Genomic DNA, 17,028 nt, shown 5'->3' with positions numbered 1-17,028 from the left:
AGGCGTCGGCAGGGCGAATGGCGCGCCCTGATCGGGGAGCACGCCATCAGCCGAGGACCGCTACGGCCTCGATCTCGATCTTCAGCTCGGGGCCGACCAGACGGTTGACGCCGATATGGCTGCGTGCCGGCCTGTGTTCGCCGAAGAACTCCGCGTAGACCTGGTTGACCTCGTTCTGGGCGTCCATGTCGGTGTTGAAAATGGTGACCTTGACGATGTCCTGGAGGTCGCCGCCGGCCGCCTTCAACGCGATGAGCAGGTTCTCCAGGCAGGCCCGGGTCTGCTCCGCGATTCCCCCGGGCACTGTGAGCTCGGCCTCGTCATGGGGGTGCTGATGTACGAGCGGGTAGGCGGTGGCACCCGAGAGCCACACAGTGTCGCCGCGTGTGACGACCGCCGGGGCGAACGGCATGGCGTCTGCCCCGGTGTCTTCGCGCAGCTGTGCGGCCCAGGCCAAAGAATCGGGTGTGATGAATTGCTTCACCGTAGCTCCAAATTTGTATGATGACTGATGAATGATGGCAGGTGATCAGGATACTGTGGGGCCGGAAGATTGCAACCGGCGAAGGAGCCCCCATGCGCATGATCGGCCGCAGGTCCTCGGTCGACGAGGTCGTAGGCCAGCTCAACGAAGCTCTGATGCAAGGCACTTGGGCGATCGGGGACCGGCTGCCGACCGAGCAGCGGCTCACCGAGGAGCTGGGAGTGAGCCGTACCGTGGTCCGAGAGGCGGTACGGGCCCTGGTGCACTTGGGTGTACTGGAGACCCGACAGGGGGCCGGTACCTACGTGGTCTCCACCACCGACCCAGCCCCCATGCTGCGACGGTTCGGGACTGCCGACGTACGCGAAGTGTTCGAGGTCCAGCTCGGCTTCGACGTTCAGGCGGCCCAGCTCGCCGCCATGCGCCGCACCGATGTCGACCTGCGGCGGCTGCGCAGCTTGCTCGCTGCCCGAAATCACGCCACTGCGCCGGAGGAGTTCGCCCGTGCCGACGCAGACTTCCACCTGGCCGTGGTGGAAGCGGCGGGGAACAGCGTGCTGCTGGAGTGCTACCGCTTCTTCGTCGGCCGACTCCATGACAGCCTGCACGCGCTGCGTAGCCAGGACGTGATCCAGGAGAGCGGCGCCGAACCCCACGACGCACTGTTGGCGGCGATCGAGGCCGGAGACGAAGCCGCTGCCGCCGCCGCGGCTGCGGCCGCGATCCGCCCGAGCCTCAATGCGCTCACTGAGCAGTTCTGAGTTTCGTAGCGTCCGGCTTTTGTGGTTTCAGGCAGTGTTCGTGGTTGCCTGGGATCGGTAGTGCCGGGCCTCGAATTCCTCGGGCGGGAGGTGGTCGAGTGCTGCGTGCAGGCGCTCGGTGTTGTACCAGCCGACCCACGGGACGACGGCACGTTCTACCTGGTCAGCTCCCCGCCAGGGTCCTTGGTGCTCGATCAGCTCAGCCTTGAACGAGCCGTTGAGGGCCTCGGCCATGGCATTGACGCTCCTATAGTTCGTCAAGTTGCTTTCGTAGCTGTCCGTGACGGAGCCGACGGACGCGGTCGCGCCGGCCTTCGGCAACCGATCGCCGTAGCGGATTGAGTCCGGGTTGTGAGCCGCGGTCGCTGTGATGAATCAGACCCAAGCCCTTCTTGACTCCACGCCGCCAAAACGCCATCTCCAGGGCGTCCAGGGGGAGATCGGTGCGCATGTGGGTGGCGAGCTGCCACCCGACGATCATCCGTGAGTACACGTCCGGGACGAAGGCGATGTAGACCCAGCCCGACCAGGTGCGGATATAGGTGAGGTCGGCGACCCACAGCTGATTGGGACGGTAGGCGGTGAAGCGTCGGTGGACCGGGCCCGGCGGTCTGGGGTCGGACGGCTCAGGAATGGTGGTGCGGCGCCGCTGTCCGCGGACCGCACCTTCCAGGCCGTCCTCGCGCATCAGCCGCTCGATGGCGCGCCGGGCCGCGGCAAGGCCCTTGCGCCGCAACTGGCGGTGGGTCCGCCGGGCTCCGTAGGTCTCGCCCGAGGCCGCATGGATGCGATGTATGTGCCCAATGGTCCGTTCACCGCGCAGGCGCCGGGCGGACTTGGGCCGCCGACGGCGGGTGCGTACGAGCGCGGCGAGGTGGGGTGCGTTCACGGCTCGCCGGCGGGCCCTTCACGCGCTGGGGCGTACGCTGCGTTCGGCGATGCGGATCAGGGGGCGCTCCGGTACCAGGCGGCTGACGACGCGTGACACCAGGGCATTGCCGGCGCCGTCGACGACGGTCGCCTTGCGTCCGCCGAGCGCCGCGAGTGCTGTGGCGACGACCTGCTGCGGTGTGCGCCGGTTGCCGACCGACGCGTTGTCACCGGCCACGTCGAAGAACGGGGTGTCGGTGGCGCCCGGGCAGATCCCGAGGACGGTCACACCGGTGCCGCGGGTCTCGCCCCAGAGGGAACGCGTGAAGGACAGGACGAATGCCTTCGTCGCGGAGTACACCGCCATGTGCGGTACCGCCTGGAATCCGGCCGTGCTGGCGACGTTGATGACGGTGCCGCGCCCACGCTCGACCATGCCGGGCAGGAGCCGGGTGGTGTTGCCGACGAGCGTGCCGACGTTGAGCTGCACCTGGGAGGCCATGTGGCCGGGGTCAGCCTCGGCGAGGTCGCCGTGGGAAGCGAAGCCGGCGTTGTTGATGAGGATGTCCACGGCGACGCCCTGCTCGTCGAGCATGCGCGCGAGGATCTCGGAGGAGTCGGGCCGGGAGAGGTCGAGGGGGATGGGTCTGACGGTCACGCCGTGCTTGGTCCGCAGGGTCGAGGCGAGCTCCTCCAGCTTGTCTTTCGAACGGGCGACGAGGACCAGATCCACACCGCGGGCGGCCAACTGTCGAGCGAACTCGGCGCCGATCCCTGACGAAGCGCCGGTGACGACGGCCAGCTGGGAGGTGAGAGTGTCAGAGTAGTTCATGTCTGTCTCCATACCGACTCAAAGGTTTTTTTCTTGGCGATGAAAAGGCCGAGGTGGCCGACGTGCGTGATGTCCGCCCTGCCCGCTGTCAGCGAGCTTCGATGGTCACCTCAATGACTTCGGCGAGAACGCCCGCTGTACGGCGCAGCTCTTCGGGATTGGCGCGCCCCGTGGCCTCGAGGACGCCCTTCAGCCCGTCGAACGCGCCCACGAATACGGTCGCCAGCGCGTGGGCGTCGGCCGGAAGGTGCAGGTCGCCCGCGCGGGCGCCGGCCAGGAGGAGTTCTTCGACCAGGCCGACCCACTCCGCGAGAACGGACACCCGAGCGCGTTCCTGCGGTGACTCGGTGGCGAGCTCGCGGTCGAGCCGCACGACGGACCATCCCGCGGGTTCGGCGATGACGAGGTCCACGAGGACGGGGACGAGTCCGCGTACCTGCGCGGCCGGCCCTCCGAGCCCCTCGAGCTGCCTGCGCACATGCGCAAGCATCCCCTGCTTCTGATCGTCGACGACCGCATGGGCCAGGGCGGCCTTGCTCTTGAAGTGGAAGTACACGGCACCCTTGGTGAGGCCGGTCTCGCTCACCACGTCGTCCATCCGCGCCAGGGCATACCCCTTGGCATCGAAGACACGGGCGGCGGCGCGCAGAATCTCCCGGCGCGTCGCCGCGCCCTTCGGTGTCAGTTGATCCACTGGCCTTCCCATGCCCCCGATACTAAATACCTTCGAGTCGGTTTTTCAAGTTGATCAAGAGCCGCGTCACCCGGAGGGCCCCGGCCGCGGCGAGCGGCGAACTGGTGTGTTCGGCATGACCGGCCGGATGCAGGTGCCCGATCCGGGAATCGTGGAGGCGGCCCAGACCGCCCTCGACGAGGCCCTGGCGCAGCCCGCTGGTCTCAGCCAAGCGGTTCTGCCCGTCCATGCGCTCCCTGTACGCCGGGCCCAGGCCGCGGACCCTGACGCGGCCGGCGCTAGCGATCGGCTGCTGTCCCGGCTGGGAACAGGCCGGTTTCCCCCACGCGGTCCTGGCCGCCCAGGACCGTGTCCGAGGGGCCGAAAACGGCACGGCTGGACCAGTGTCGTGGGGAGGCTGCCGAACCGCTGTCCACGCTGCCCGCGCCACCGGCGATCGCCGCGATCGACAGCAACCTCCGCCCGGATCGAGGACAAGGCCGCCTTCAACGTCCTGCTCGTAGCGGCAAGAGTGCCGGAGCAGGTGCGGATCCCGTGCCTACGCGTCGAGGGAAGCTGCCTCCTCTGGCCGAGCTCCGGCGCGCCAGGTCGGTGCGCGGCGGCTGGTGGTGCAGTCCAGGGCCGACTCCGGCGGACGGTGCGCAGACCCTGCGGTCGCACGATCAGTGGAACACCCCGTCTGGTAGCAGAAGTCACACGACAACCAACGCTCAACTACTGGCGCAGGACACTAGGCAGCCCTGGTCTGGCGCCGGTAGCCGCCCGGGGCCAGGCCGTACTCCCGCTTGAATGCTTTGGCGAAGGAGAACTCCGAGCCGTATCCGGTGCGGGCGGCGACCGTCGTCAGTGAGGCGTTGGACTCGCGCAGCAGACGGGCGGCGGTCGTCATGCGCCAGCGGGTCAGATAGGCCATCGGCGGTTCGCCCACCAGCGAGGCGAACCGTCGGGCGAAGGCGGCGCGGGACAGCCCTGCCCGCTCGGCCAGCGATTCGACCGTCCACTGGACCGAGGGGTCGTCGTGAATGGCCGACAGGGCAGGCGCCACCGCCGAGTCGCCCAGGGCCGCAGCCCACCCCTGGGCGGCGGTCGGGGGCTGATCGTCCAGCCAGGCCCGCAGGATGTAGAGGAGCAGCGAGTCGATCAGGCTGGGCACGATGCCGTCCGAGCCGATGCGTGGGTTTTCCAGCTCGGAGCCGAGCAGTTGGACGGCGGCGCTCAACTCCGGATTGCGGCCGTGCCGCGTCGGCAGATGGATCACCTCGGGCAGGTGGCGCACCAGTGGGTGCGGGCGGCTTTGGTCCAGCTGGTAGTCGCCGCACAGGAGGCTGGTCTCGGGGCCTTTGCCACCGAGCGTGAGCGAGCCGATCGGTGAACCCCGTTGGAACTGCTCCGCCGTGGCCTCCACGGCCGGGGTGGAGGGATGATCGGCGAGGATATGGCCCCGCCCGCTGCGCAGGAAGATCACATCACCGGGGCTCAGCGGGATCGGCTTCAGATGCGGTGGTGTGTCATTGAGGGGGACCAGCCAGCAGGTCCCGTACAGCACCACATGGAACCCGGCGCCTGCGACTGGCGGCAGCCGCACGCCCCAGGGGGCGCGGCCGTTGGTCCGTACGGATGCCGGGTACCCGGTGCGCATCGAGGCCAGCGCCTCGGTGAGGATATCCATCCGCCTTGCTCTCCCTGGTTCGGCCCGTCGCGGTCAGACCGTCAGGACAATCTTGCCCTGTACGTGTCCCGAGGCGACCAGCTCATGTGCCTTAGCGGCCTCCTCCAGCGGGAACGTCTCCTCGACGTGCGGGCGGATCAGGCCCGCGTCGACCAGGTCGGCGATCGCTTCGAGCGCGGCGTAGTCCGGCTCGACCGAGATGCCGGTGAAGCGCCGCCCGGCGGCCTCGACGCGTACGGCGAGCTTTGGGTCGGCGTGTTCCACGATGCTGATGAGTACGCCGCCGGGGCGCAGCACACTGAGCGAGAGATCGCCTTGGGCCGTGGAGTCGAAAACCACGTCGGCGTCCTTGACGGCCTCGGTGAAGTCGGTGGTCCGGTAGTCGATTACCTCGTTGGCGCCGAGGCCGCGGACGAAATCGTGCCGGGCCGGACTGGCCATGGCGATCACATGGGCGCCGTGTGCCTTCGCGATCTGTACCGCGAAGTGGCCGACACCACCGGCTGCCCGGTGGATCAGTACCCGGTCGCTCTCCTTGACGCCTGCCGCCTGTACCAGGCCCTGCCAGGCCGTGAGCGCCGCGAGGGGGATGGCGGCGGCGTGCACATGGTCGAGCGAGGCGGGCTTGCGAGCCACCTGGCGGGACGGTGCGGCGACGTACTCGGCGTACCCGGTGGCGGCGCGGGGGAAGAACGGCATCCCGTATACCTCGTCACCCACCTCGAACCTGGCGCCGGGGCCGGCCTCTTCGACCACCCCGGAAATGTCCCAGCCCACGCCGAACGGCGGCTCACCGAGCAGTGGGAAAGCGCCGGACCTGACGAACACGTCCACAGGGTTGACCGCACTGGCGTGGACCTTGACAAGAACCTCGCCGGGCAGCGGCTTCGGCCGCTCGGTCTCCACGACCTCAAGGACCTCGGGGCCACCGAAAGACTTCTGGAACACTGTGCGCACGGTAACTCTCCCTGGGTTTCGGCCGGTTGATTTCTGGCTCGGCGTCCTGCTTGATGCCCTCAACCCTAGAGAGATCGAATGAGCCGCAGAATAGCCTTCCGTCTCGGCTACATGTCCCAACGTCTTGTCGGCGGGTGCTCCCGGCCATAAATGCCTCAGACACCGATGACACCCTTGACGGTCACGAAGCAGATGATCAGGCCGTGGCGTCCGCCAGCAGGGCCGAGCGGCGCGTCGGCCTTGCCAGTCCGCACAGCCAGGACTCTGGGTCAGCTGTAAGGCCAGGACCTCAGCGTCGGGTACACGTGCCCGCAGCGGGTTCAGACCCGCACGTACAGGACGGTTTCATCCCAGCAGATTGACGCCGAGCCCGGTGAGTCTGCCGACTTTTTCGGTCAGAGTCCCCGACAAGGCACCGATCCTCGGAAGAACTGCCCCGCGAGGCCGCGCCGCATCTGGTGCGGCCGTGAAGTACAGGGACTGCGGCTCGTTGCCTTCCATCATCTGGAGATGGAGCCCGTGACTACCCTCGATGACTGGCTTGAGGAATACCGCGCCCCAGAACCGGGCCTGCGTGGACGACAGCAGGCGCTCCGGTCGCGACAGCGGCCACGAACATCAGCAGTGCCAGCACAGGACGGAAGCAGCCCTTCGCGCGTCGCTTGGGCGAGGGAGACCGCGAGCGTGGGTTCGCTTGGTCGCGCAGGGCCGCGATGATGCCCCCCGAGGACCGGTCGACAAGAAGTCGGTGTTGTCAGTGTTCATTTCGTGGTCACTTCACATCCTCCTTCAATTAACCTGGCATTCTCATGCGTTACTCATGCGCCGTTGGTTGCGTATCGATGCCGGCCGGTCCGGCTCGTACGACGAAGGAGGCGCATGGTGTCGCGACCCGAGGTGGCCGCATTGCGGAAGGCCCCGGTCCAACCGGTCCAAGGGGATTCGGCTCAGGAGGGCGAGCAGCCACTACATGTGGCCAGCAGGCTGCACGCGTTCAACCGGTTCGAGCTGAAGTATCTCGTCCCGGTCGAGCAGGCCGCCGAGATCCGGGACGAGCTCGCCGAGCGGATGGACCAGGACCTCAACAGCCCCGTGGGCGGCTACGGAGTGTGGAGCCTGTACTACGACACTCCGCAGCTGCGTTTCTACTGGGAGAAGATCGAGGGCCTGAAGTTCCGGCGCAAACTGCGCATCCGCCACTACGGCAACCTCGACGGCGTCACCGACGAGTCACCGGTGTGCGTGGAGATCAAGCAGCGCGTCAACCGGGTCACACAGAAGCGGCGCATCACCCTTCCCTACGGCACGGCCCGGAGGCTGTGCGACGAGCGGCAGATGGTGGAGCACTCGCCGAAGGAGAGCCCCTTCATCCAGGAGGTGCTCGAACTGGTCGTACGGCTGAATCTGCAGCCGACCGCGATCACCGGCTACCAGCGTGAGGCGCTGGTCGGCCGGGACGCGGACACCGGCCTGCGGGTGACGTTCGACCGGCGGATCCGCGGCCGTGACCGGGACTTCCACTTCGGCATCCCCACCCCGGAGAACCGGTTCACCATCCCGCCGCACATGTCGGTGATGGAGATCAAGGTCAACGAGCGCACCCCGTACTGGATCACCGATCTCGCCGCTCGCCGGAATCTCAGCCTCGTGCGGATCTCCAAGTACGTGCAGTCCATCGAGGCATTCGGGGGTATCGCCGAGGTGAGCCCAGAAGCCGCCAGTAGTTGATCTTGGAGGCGTCAGCGCTTCCGGCGGGCGGCGGGGTCGCGTTCGGCGACGTGCCGGGCGACTGCGTCGACGCCGGGGCGGGCGTAGCGTTCCAGGGAGCGGACGGAGGCGTGGCGGGAGCGGGCCAGCAGCATCGGGGTGGAGGTGCCGTCCTCGGCGTCGTGTGTCAGGGCGCTGTGGCGTAGCCGGTGGAGTGTCCAGCCGTCCAGGTCCTCGATGTCGTCAGGGGAGGCGAGGGGGTTGGCCAGCAGCCGTGTGTTCTCCTCGAAGATCTCCTCAGCCCGCCGGTAGGAGAGCCGGGCGCGACCGGTCTCCGGGCACACGTCGAGCGTCGGCGTCCCGGCCGGAGCCTTGCGGTCGGTAAGGAACAACGGGCCGCGGGTGCGGCGGGCGATGAGGCGGGGCAGCAGTTGGGCGGTGCCGGACTGCCAGTGAATCCACTCCGTCGCCCCGCCCTTCGCGGTGATCTTCCCGCGCTTGTCCTGCGGGTACAGGTCTTCCACGTTCAGGCACAGCACCTCGTCGGCCCGTGCGGCGGACTCGTAGAGCATCTTCCAGAACGTCTTCTCCCGCAGGGCGACGTCCAGGCGCCACAGGGCGGCGATCTGGTTCTCGGCCAGGGCCTTGGTGCGGTCCGGCGGTGCCGGCCGCCGCTCGATGCCGATCGTCGGGTCGCCGACGATCCAGCTCTGGCGCTGCCACCAGCCGATCGCCTTGCGTGCGATGGACAGTTCCCGGTTGACGGTGTCGGCGTCCATCTCGTCCGCCCGCGCTGCCGCCAACTCGGCCAGGACCTCCGGCAGCGCCGGGTCGTCGATCGCGGCGACGGGGAAGACGGGCGGCTTCGCGCCGCGGCGGGCGGGCCCGGTCGGAGCCGGTTCGCCGGAGAGCATCCACCCCCACGTCGTCAGCGAGATCCGGTAGATCCGTGCGGAAGACTTCGCGATGCCCGCGCCGGTGAGGTAGAGGTGCCGTTAACGAGCGGCGAACGAGGTGACAAGTAACCTGCCAGTAGCTTTCGGATCGAAGGCGCCCCGTATGCGCGCATGTCATAGGACCCCGGCCGTGGCCGGGGTCCTATGAGGTTCTGGGGTCGGGCTATGCGGCGGCCGGCTCGGGGTCTGGCTCCTGCGGGACGGGCTGGGCGAGCTGAAGACGGCGGCCCATATTTAGCCGTACCTCACCGTAGGGCTGGATGTGCATCCAGAACAGCGGGGTCAGGGCGCGTTTGTCCTCGTCGGTCAGGAGGTCTGCCCACTCCGGATCGGCGAGCATGTCTTGGATCATCAAGGTGTTAACGAAGACCAGCGCCGTTTGCAAGAGGTGGAGTGCGAGAACAGAGAGTTCTTGCTGGTCACGGCGGTTGCTGCTCAGCTCCCCGCTCTTGCCGAAGAAGATGATGTCGTTGGCGCCGTTCCAGCCCTCGACGACGTTGAGCCCTTCTTGGATCTCGCGCTGAAGGTCGCGGTCGCGCAGATAGCGGGCGACGAAGATGGTCTTCTGGGCGCGGCCGACTTCGAGCATCGCCTGGTAGACGGGGTGCGAGGCCGTGCGGGTGAAACGCCGCAGGATCGCCTCGGTGGAGGCGGTGCCGACTCGGATCGCGGTGGCGTACTTGATGAGCTGGTCGTAGTTGTTCTCGATGACGTCCCAGCGGATCGGGCGGGTCATCGCGTCGGCCAGGCGCTCGTAGTTGTCCTCGTCCTCGCGGCCGGGCCGGTACAGCTTGACCTTGTTGATCTGCTTGATGCGCGGCAGCAGGTCGTAGCCCAGGAGCCGGGTGAGTCCGAACCCGATTTCCGACTGGCCGTGCGAATCGACGTAGTTGCCCTCGGCCTGCATGGTGGTGGCGTGCCGCATCATGCCCTCGATCGCGGCGGCGACCTCCGAGGCGGTGCAGTTCAGAAGCTGGCTGTGAATGGCCATCGAACCCTTTTCGATGTGCCAGTACACGAGCACGCCGCGGCCTCCGTACCGGGAGTGCCACTCGGTGAAGATGTTGCGGTCCCAGGCTTTGAAGTGCGTGGAGTCCGAAGCCACGGTGGTGGTGCCCTGGCCCCAGATCGCTTCGGAGCGGGCCGCGAAGGTGGCATTCGCTATCTCGACGCCGGCGGCCTTCAGCCCGACGGCGGTCAGATAGCGGCGGGCCGTGTAGCGCAGCTCTTCCTCGGTGTGCTTGTGCTCGCCGGACGCGACGGAGCTGATCCCTGAGTTGGTGCCGTAGGCGTACGCGATCAGGAGCAGGCGTTCCAGGAGCTTCGCCTCGTCGATCGCCTCCCGGGTGCCGACCGGGGCGAGGGCCTTGAGCATCCCGGTGCGCAGGGCGGCCTCTTTCAGGATGTCGATCAGGGCGACCGTCACGCTTCGTGTTCGCAGAAATGAGTAGTTCTGAGAGATCGCGGACCCCGGCGAACCATGTCCGGTTTGCCCCCGATCTTCGTTCTCATAACCTCTCGCAAAACAGCTTTCGCACAAAGCCCTTCGCGATAGGTTCTGCGACATGCCAGAGCTGGCCGAACCGGCCGCCATCGTCGAACAGTTCGACTGCCCCACCTGTGAAGTGCCCGCCGGAAGCACCTGCCGCACCCGCGGCGGCAAGGTCGCCCCGAAGTACCACACCCCGCGCTTCATGCTGGTGCCCCAGCTCCGCGCCGAGCTGGAGGTGAAGACCCCCTCCGACCGCGGCCCCGGCCGCGCGTGGGAGAGGGGCCTGGCCGTCGATGCCGCAGTGCCGGAGGCCGCGACGAAGCCCACGAGAGTGGGGTACGCGAGGTGCAGTACTGCCCAGCAAGAGCTCCAGAGCCAGCTCGACGCCCTCGCCGACGCCGGGTGCGATCCGGTCTTCTCGGAGAAGATCAGCACCCGGATCAAGGTCCGGCCGGAGTTCGTCAAGGCGATGGACTTCGCCCGCACCATCAAGAAGGCCGTCCCTCATCAGCGGGTGATTTTCACGGTGCATGAGATGAAGCGGCTGGGCCGCGGCGCCGCCGAGCTCCTGGCCATCGCGGAGGACCTGCGTCACCACGACATCGAGCTCGAACTCCTCACCGGCCCCCTCCAGGGGGTCTACGACCCGTCTGGGCACGGCGCCGCCCTGTTCGCGTTCTTCGCCGGCATGGCCGAGTCCGAGCGCGAGTACATCCGGGAAAAGTCCCTGGAAGGCCAGGCGTCCGCCCGCGAGCGCGGCCGTCACGGAGGGCGCCCCAAGGTCGTCGACGACGATATGGCCGACTACGCCCGTGCCCTGCGCACCCAGGGCGCCACTGTCCCGCAGATCGCCCGCAAGCTCGTCATCCCCTCGGGCAAGAACAAGGGCGAGCACCCCTCAGTCGCCACCGTCTACCGCCTCCTCGCCGAAGCCGAAGCGTCCGACGACACCGACGAGTGAGCAGGGCGCCTTCGAATCCGAAAGCTACTGGCGGGTTACTTGTCACCTGGTTCGCCGCTCGTTAACGGCACCCCAGGTACCGCTCGACCGCCGCGGTGTACGACGAGGGCGGGGCGGACAGAGGCACCACCCGGGCGCGCGGCAGCCGGAGTGCGCCCCCGCTCCCGAGTTCGGTCACCGGTTCGATCGCCACGCCCGTCCCGCCCTTCCGGTCCTGCCGCAGTAAATGCGTACACCTCACCCCGCCGGCCGGATCGGCCCGCCACAGGTCGCGATGATCACGGTAGAGGCCCTGCCGCAGTAAATCCGGTAATTACTGCGATGGCCCTCCGGAAGGGTGGACGTCACAGATTGAAGCGGTGATTACCGACAGCTACTTGTCGGGGGCGACGGCTTATGACGAGCAACAGGGCCGATCCGGCTGCCTGATGGCACCGCCCTCCCTTTCCCCTCGCGGGTTGAGTGGAAGAGTTCGCCCAGGCCGCCGCGAGCGCGACGTCGGGGCGGGTGTCAGCCTTCTACGGCTGAGTGCGTGCGGCGAGCTCCGTTCAGTACGGAGTCGAGCAGGCCGGGGAACAACGCGTTCAGGTCGTCACGGCGAAGCCGCACCAGCCGGGATCGGCCCTTGACGGTTGTCCAGGTGACTCCCGCCTCGCGCAGCACCCGGTAGTGGTGGGACAGCGTCGTCTGGTGAACGTCCAGGTCGCCGCCGATGGCGTTGCAGCTCTCCTCACCGGTCGCGGCAAGCCGTTGGATGATCTCCAGTCGCACCGGATCGGCCAGCGCGCGCAGCACCTCCACCATCCGGATCGCCTCGGTCGCCGGCTGGGACACCTCGCGCATCGCTTCCCTCCGTCCGCGCCAGGACCGAAGCTTATCCACTCATTGATTCATGGACAAGTATCCATGTATTGCTTACAGTGCCGATCACCTACCTACGCGGCACTCCGGAAAGGCGGAACGATCCTTGTTGAAACGACTCCTTCCACTGGCCCTGGCGACGTTCGCCGTCGGCACCGACGGCTACGTCATCGCGGGTTTACTCCCCTCCATCGCTGCCGACCTTGCAGTGTCCACCCCGGCGGCCGGTCAGCTAGTGACGGTCTTCGCCTTGACACTGGCGTTGTCGGCGCCGGTGATGGGAGCGCTCACCAGCGGCTTGGATCGGCGATCGGCATTGCTGATCGCATTGGGTGTGTTCGTGATCGGCAACGTTGTCACCGCCTTAGGCACCAGTTACGAGGTGGTGATGGCCGCCCGGATCGTTACCGCCGTGGGAGCGGGCATCATCACCTCCGCTGCCTCCAGCACCGCGGCGGCCATCGCTCCGCCGGAACGCCGTGGCAGGGCCCTGGCCTTCGTGTTGGGCGGCCTGACCTTGGCGACCGCGCTGGGACTGCCGCTCGGCACGCTGATCGGCCGCACCGACTGGCACATCACCCTGTGGGCCGTCGCCGGGATCGGCCTGCTGGCGATCATCGGCATCATCGTCGGCCTCCCCAGCGTGACGCTCCCCGCCGCCTCGCTGCCCGACCGCCTGCGTCCGCTCAAGCAAGGCCGCGTACTGGCACTGCTGGCGGTCACCTCCCTCGCTTTCCTCGGTGCCTACACCCTCTACACCTACATCGCCCCGGCCCTGCGGGACGCCACCGGCGGCAACGAGTCGCTACTGACCCTGATCCTGCTGGCCTGGGGCGTCGGCACCCTGGCCGGGAACATCACCGCCGGACGCCTGGTCGACCGTCACGACTCCGCCCGCGTCCTCACCGGCTCCCTCGCCCTCGCGGCTCTCGCCCTGGCACTGACCCCGCTGGCGACACGCGCTCTCGCGCCCACCCTGGTCTGGGCGGCGGTCTGGGGCGTGAGTGTCGGCGTCATCGTCGTCCCGCAGCAGCACCGGCTCATCGCCCTCAGCCCCGCCGCCGCGCCGGTCCTGCTTGGTCTCAATTCCTCCGCGCTCTACATCGGCGTCGCCCTCGGCGGCGGTTTCGGCGGGCTGGCACAGGAGTGGTTCGGGCTTGCCCCGGCCGAACTTGGGCTGGTGGCTGCCAGCGTCACCGTCCTCACCCTCCTATGGCACCTGGGGACCACGCGTCGCCCCGTCGCGCCCGCCTCCGTGACGCCAGCGCCGACCTCGGCCGGCCCGGAGAAGTCCAAGGCGTGACTGGTCCCTCCTCATGGTGTCCCCGGGATCGGTACCCGCTCCGGGGGCACACCGTTCTGCACGGGCAGCCTCAACAGTTAGGAGGCGCTGTAGAGGCGCCGACCCGTGCGTACGGGGCGGGCTGGTGGGAGTCCTTCGGTACTCAGGCGGCCTGGCCGAGGCCAGCGGTGGTCAGGTCCTGATCGCGCAGCGAGGTGAAGTCGACATCGAGCTTCGGGTCGTACGCCTCCGGCTGGATGCCGAGTTCGTGCGTGCTGTACTCGCCGAACCGTTTGATGTGCTCGGTCAGGTACGGCGAGATGTGGGCCAGGTCCTCGGGGTCGATCTCCCATCCTTCTTCCATCAGCTGGCGGATGATCTCGGCGATGTCCAGGGCGTTGTGGAAGATCACTGCGTTCGTGAGCAGAGAGTTGAACTTCATCGCCTTCTCCTGCTCGACGGGGTCGTTGTCGGCGATGACGCCCTGGTTGCCGAACCCAACCCACTGGGAGAACCGGTTGAACGACTCGACCTTGTTCGTCGCGGCCGTCACCCGTCGGCGAAGCGGCGCGTCCGTCAGGTACCGCAGGAGTTGGACGGTGCGGATGACGCGGCCGACCTCGCGGAAGGCTACGTACGTGGCGTTCTTGTGCGACCCGGACCGCAGCCGCTTGAGCAGCGTCGCCGAGGAGATAGCGCCCTCGCGCACGGAGACGGCCACCCGCATCAGGTGCCGGAACTGGGACTCGATCAGGTCGAAGTCGATGACGTTTTTCCCAGCCTCGCCGAACAGAGCGTCGATGTGCACGTACTCGCTCTGCTTGCTGGGCCGGTAGAAGGTCAGGCCCTTCCAGTTCCTGATCCTGGGCATCAGGTCGAAGCCCAGCAGGTGGGCGAGGCTGAAGACAGGCAGCGACTGGCCCTGAGTGTCCGCGTGCACGGTGGTGGGCTTGACCTCGGAGGAGTTCTTGAGCAGGCCCTCGATGATGTAGACGGCCTCCCACACCCCGCACGGGATGAAGTGCGTGAACAGCGCGATGTAGGTGTCCGAGATGTGGTGGTAGGCGATGCCTCCCGGCTTCCCGTACCGCACGCTGGTCTCGGCGAGCAGGTTGTCGAGGTAGGTGTCCATGTGCGTGCCGTCGGCGGCCACGGCGGTCCCGTCACCCCACGCCTGCGAGATGTCCAGGCGGGCGTGGGCGTTGACCAGGTCGGCGATGGCCTCGTTCAGCAGCACGAGGGAGAAGTGCCGGTTCGCCGTGTACGCCAGCTCGTGCCCGCTCACCCCGGGGATGTGGCGGGCCGCCTCGTACGGGCCCATGTTGGTGCCCTTGACGAAGGTGGTGAGCACGTACCGGCCGAACGGGTCGGTGAGTTTCGGGTCGTTGCCCGAGGGCGGGCCGAAGCGGCGCCACCACTCCACCCAGTACGCGGTCCGCGCGCAGATCCCGATCAGCGTGCGCTCCGGCATGCGGGCCTTGATCTCCTGCTCCAGCCGCTTCGCCGACGGGCGTTGCCCCTCCGAGCGATGCTGCTTGAGCGAGGGGATGCCGGTGGACGGGTCGATGACCAGGCTCTCGTTGTCCGGGTACCCGGCGTCCGCCGCCGCGGCGGCGGCCCGCAGCCGGTCCTCCAGCTGGCGGCGGAAGGACTCGGCGTCGAACCCGTCGGCCTCGCCCTCCTCGGCGAGCCCGACCTCCACCAGGTAGGCGGGCAGCTTCTCCTCGACGATCTCCCACGCCAGCAGCTGCCCCGACCAGTCGGCGTACTCCTCCGAGCCGACCACGGCCACGTCGCCGGTGCGCAGTTCCTCGGCGAGGCAGGTGAAGACCATCGCCTCGAAGTGCCGGCGGACGAACTGCCCCGGCCTGCTCTTGTCGAGCACGGCCTTCTGCCAGTTCTGCGTGGCGAAGGAGATGTCGATGCGCCTGCCGTCCTCGCCGATCGCGCTGATGTACTCGCCGCGGGCGGCCTCGTTGCGCTGCGCGTGCGCGTCCAGCACCCGCCCGTCCTGTGAGGTGGCGGTGAACTTAAGTTTCTCGGCCAGGTCGAACATCAGCGCCCGGTCCCGGCCGATCTGCCCGTACAGCAGCACCTCCCAGAAGTTGCCGTGGTGGGCGGAGACCTTCTCGATCTGCTCGTACTGCTTCGCGAACCCGCCGAAGCTCTCCACGGTCTTCGTGACCGTGGAGAGCCCGCCAGCCTGCACCAGCATGGCCTTCATCAGGGCGAGGACGGCCGGGGAGACCTCGCCGTCCAGGCGCCGGGCCACCTCCTCGACCGACGCCTGTTCGTCCAGCCCCTGAAGGGCGTCCACGGCCCCGGCGGTCATCTCGGCGGCCTTCGCCAGCGCGGCCTGGGCAGGGCCGCCGTCGTCGATGTCCTTGAGCACACTGCGGTAGTTGCCGATCAGCGCCTCGGTCATCTCCCGCTCGGCGAGCCGGATCTCCTCCAGCTCCTCCTTCGCCCTCTTGACCTTCGTGCCCATGCGCTTGCAGAACATCAGCGCCAGCTCGTCACGCACCCGCATCCGGGCCTTGTGCGCCAGACACGCCATCAGCGCGACCCGCTTGACCGGCACGTACGCCTTGAGCTCGGAGGCGTCCGCCGCGTCCGCCTCCCCGGCGAAGTCCGTGACCTTCCGCGAGGCGACACCGTCCATCCACACCCCGGTGTCGCCCAAGGCGTCCACCCAGTCCAGATGCGTGATCAGCCGCTTGAAGTGCGACCAGGTCGGGCTCTGCGCGGACTTCTTCAGCCGGTTGTACCGCGTGGTGCCGTCGGTTTCGCGTTCCTCCAGCAGCCTCAGCAGGCCCGCCCGCTCGACCGCGCTCATCCGGTCGTGGATACCCGCGCAGATCGACGCGTTCACCTCTTTGCGGACCGTTGAAGCCATCGCGTCGAGGGTGGAGAACGCCGGCAGCTCCAGCCCGGCCCCGACGACTCTCTCCAGCGCGATGTTGATCAGGTCGGCCGGGCGGTTCTTCGCCGCGGCCTCCTTGCGGATCGACGCCTCGGCGATCTGGCGGGCCTCGGCCTGGTCGTACGTCGCCCCCACCCGGCGGCGCACCTCCATACGCTGCCGCTCCGCCGTCCGGCCCGTCGCCCACAACGGCACGGTCCCCTCCGGCAGCTCCACCGCGCGGCGGACGAAGTCGACCACCATCTCCGGGTACTCGTCCGGCTTCGGGAACCGACCCATCCGCTGATAGGACTTCAACGCCAGCAGCAGCGCGAACTGATGGCCGTCGGAATCCATCCGCTCAGCCGCCCACGCCGCCTCCTCCCGGGTCGGCGCGAAGAACAGATGCAGCTCATGCGCGGTGATCAGCCGCTTGAACCGCGGATACGCGGTCCGTTCGATCGAGGTCACAACCCACCCCGGCTCAGACGACGGTCAACATCACCACCAACGACACTGAGCTGAATGGGTGACGGCCGACGATCGCCGAACCCCAAGATCAACTACTGGCGGCTTCTGGGCTCACCTCGGCGATACCCC

16 protein-coding genes are annotated in these 17,028 nt (G+C 68.0%); 4 read left to right on the top strand and 12 right to left on the bottom strand.

The annotated features are described in order from the left end of the window. Positions 1-46: 46 nt before the first annotated feature. A complete protein-coding gene (locus tag ACGFU7_RS38610; protein WP_393702458.1) occupies positions 47-484 on the bottom strand; it encodes a RidA family protein in 438 nt (145 codons plus the stop codon). Positions 485-576: 92 nt separating this feature from the next. On the opposite strand from ACGFU7_RS38610, the gene ACGFU7_RS38605 reads away from it, so the two are divergent. Then, complete coding sequence (locus tag ACGFU7_RS38605) at positions 577-1,245, top strand: FadR/GntR family transcriptional regulator (RefSeq protein WP_393702457.1); 669 nt, start codon at positions 577-579, stop codon at positions 1,243-1,245. A gap of 27 nt (positions 1,246-1,272) precedes the next feature. Here ACGFU7_RS38605 and ACGFU7_RS38600 read toward each other — a convergent pair whose 3' ends face one another. From ACGFU7_RS38600 to ACGFU7_RS38570, 7 genes are all read right to left on the bottom strand, one after another. Then, the gene (locus tag ACGFU7_RS38600; protein WP_393702455.1) at positions 1,273-1,506 is read right to left on the bottom strand and encodes an integrase core domain-containing protein; all 234 of its coding nucleotides are present in this window, start codon (positions 1,504-1,506) and stop codon (positions 1,273-1,275) included. Continuing rightward, positions 1,493-2,134: an IS3 family transposase gene (locus tag ACGFU7_RS38595; protein WP_393702454.1), complete on the bottom strand. Its 642-nt coding sequence runs from the start codon at positions 2,132-2,134 to the stop codon at positions 1,493-1,495. Before ACGFU7_RS38595 ends, ACGFU7_RS38600 begins: the two co-directional genes overlap by 14 nt. An 18-nt stretch (positions 2,135-2,152) precedes the next feature. Further along, entirely contained in the window at positions 2,153-2,947 is a 795-nt protein-coding gene (locus ACGFU7_RS38590) for an SDR family NAD(P)-dependent oxidoreductase (protein ID WP_393702452.1), read from the bottom strand. 88 nt (positions 2,948-3,035) lie between these two features. After that, positions 3,036-3,653, bottom strand: a complete 618-nt coding sequence (locus ACGFU7_RS38585) for a TetR family transcriptional regulator (protein WP_393702450.1) — start codon at positions 3,651-3,653, stop codon at positions 3,036-3,038. Positions 3,654-3,663: 10 nt separating this feature from the next. Next, a complete protein-coding gene (locus ACGFU7_RS38580) occupies positions 3,664-3,870 on the bottom strand; it encodes a hypothetical protein (RefSeq protein WP_393702448.1) in 207 nt (68 codons plus the stop codon). A gap of 501 nt (positions 3,871-4,371) precedes the next feature. Next, a complete protein-coding gene (locus ACGFU7_RS38575) occupies positions 4,372-5,310 on the bottom strand; it encodes an AraC family transcriptional regulator (protein ID WP_393702446.1) in 939 nt (312 codons plus the stop codon). A 33-nt stretch (positions 5,311-5,343) separates the two neighbouring features. Next, complete coding sequence (locus ACGFU7_RS38570; RefSeq protein WP_393702444.1) at positions 5,344-6,267, bottom strand: NADP-dependent oxidoreductase; 924 nt, start codon at positions 6,265-6,267, stop codon at positions 5,344-5,346. A 972-nt stretch (positions 6,268-7,239) separates the two neighbouring features. On the opposite strand from ACGFU7_RS38570, the gene ACGFU7_RS38565 reads away from it, so the two are divergent. Beyond that, entirely contained in the window at positions 7,240-7,995 is a 756-nt protein-coding gene (locus tag ACGFU7_RS38565) for a polyphosphate polymerase domain-containing protein (protein WP_393702520.1), read from the top strand. A gap of 11 nt (positions 7,996-8,006) precedes the next feature. Here the strand turns inward: ACGFU7_RS38565 and ACGFU7_RS38560 are convergent, their stop codons facing one another. Both ACGFU7_RS38560 and ACGFU7_RS38555 read right to left on the bottom strand, forming a co-directional pair. Beyond that, on the bottom strand, positions 8,007-8,888 hold the full coding sequence (locus ACGFU7_RS38560; RefSeq protein ID WP_393702443.1) for a tyrosine-type recombinase/integrase: 882 nt from the start codon (positions 8,886-8,888) through the stop codon (positions 8,007-8,009). 205 nt (positions 8,889-9,093) lie between these two features. After that, positions 9,094-10,356: a transposase gene (locus tag ACGFU7_RS38555; protein ID WP_393702441.1), complete on the bottom strand. Its 1,263-nt coding sequence runs from the start codon at positions 10,354-10,356 to the stop codon at positions 9,094-9,096. Positions 10,357-10,495: 139 nt separating this feature from the next. Between ACGFU7_RS38555 and ACGFU7_RS38550 the strand changes: the two genes are divergently transcribed. Continuing rightward, positions 10,496-11,383 (top strand): recombinase family protein, encoded by an 888-nt coding sequence (locus ACGFU7_RS38550; protein ID WP_393702439.1) that lies wholly within the window; start codon positions 10,496-10,498, stop codon positions 11,381-11,383. A 510-nt stretch (positions 11,384-11,893) separates the two neighbouring features. On the opposite strand, the gene ACGFU7_RS38545 is transcribed toward ACGFU7_RS38550, so the two are convergent. Continuing rightward, positions 11,894-12,226 carry an ArsR/SmtB family transcription factor gene (locus ACGFU7_RS38545; protein ID WP_393702437.1) on the bottom strand — a complete coding sequence of 111 codons (333 nt, stop codon included), beginning with the start codon at positions 12,224-12,226 and terminating at the stop codon, positions 11,894-11,896. Positions 12,227-12,350: 124 nt separating this feature from the next. Here ACGFU7_RS38545 and ACGFU7_RS38540 point away from each other — a divergent pair, with 124 nt between their 5' ends. Further along, positions 12,351-13,547 carry an MFS transporter gene (locus ACGFU7_RS38540; RefSeq protein ID WP_393702435.1) on the top strand — a complete coding sequence of 399 codons (1,197 nt, stop codon included), beginning with the start codon at positions 12,351-12,353 and terminating at the stop codon, positions 13,545-13,547. Positions 13,548-13,689: 142 nt separating this feature from the next. Here the strand turns inward: ACGFU7_RS38540 and ACGFU7_RS38535 are convergent, their stop codons facing one another. Further along, positions 13,690-16,899 carry a Tn3 family transposase gene (locus ACGFU7_RS38535; protein WP_393702434.1) on the bottom strand — a complete coding sequence of 1,070 codons (3,210 nt, stop codon included), beginning with the start codon at positions 16,897-16,899 and terminating at the stop codon, positions 13,690-13,692. Positions 16,900-17,028 lie beyond the last annotated feature (129 nt).

Source organism: Streptomyces sp. NPDC048473, from assembly GCF_043200155.1.
GTDB lineage: Bacteria > Actinomycetota > Actinomycetes > Streptomycetales > Streptomycetaceae > Streptomyces.
Note: the sequence above shows the minus strand (reverse complement) of the source record. Positions and strands in the feature narration are given on the sequence as shown.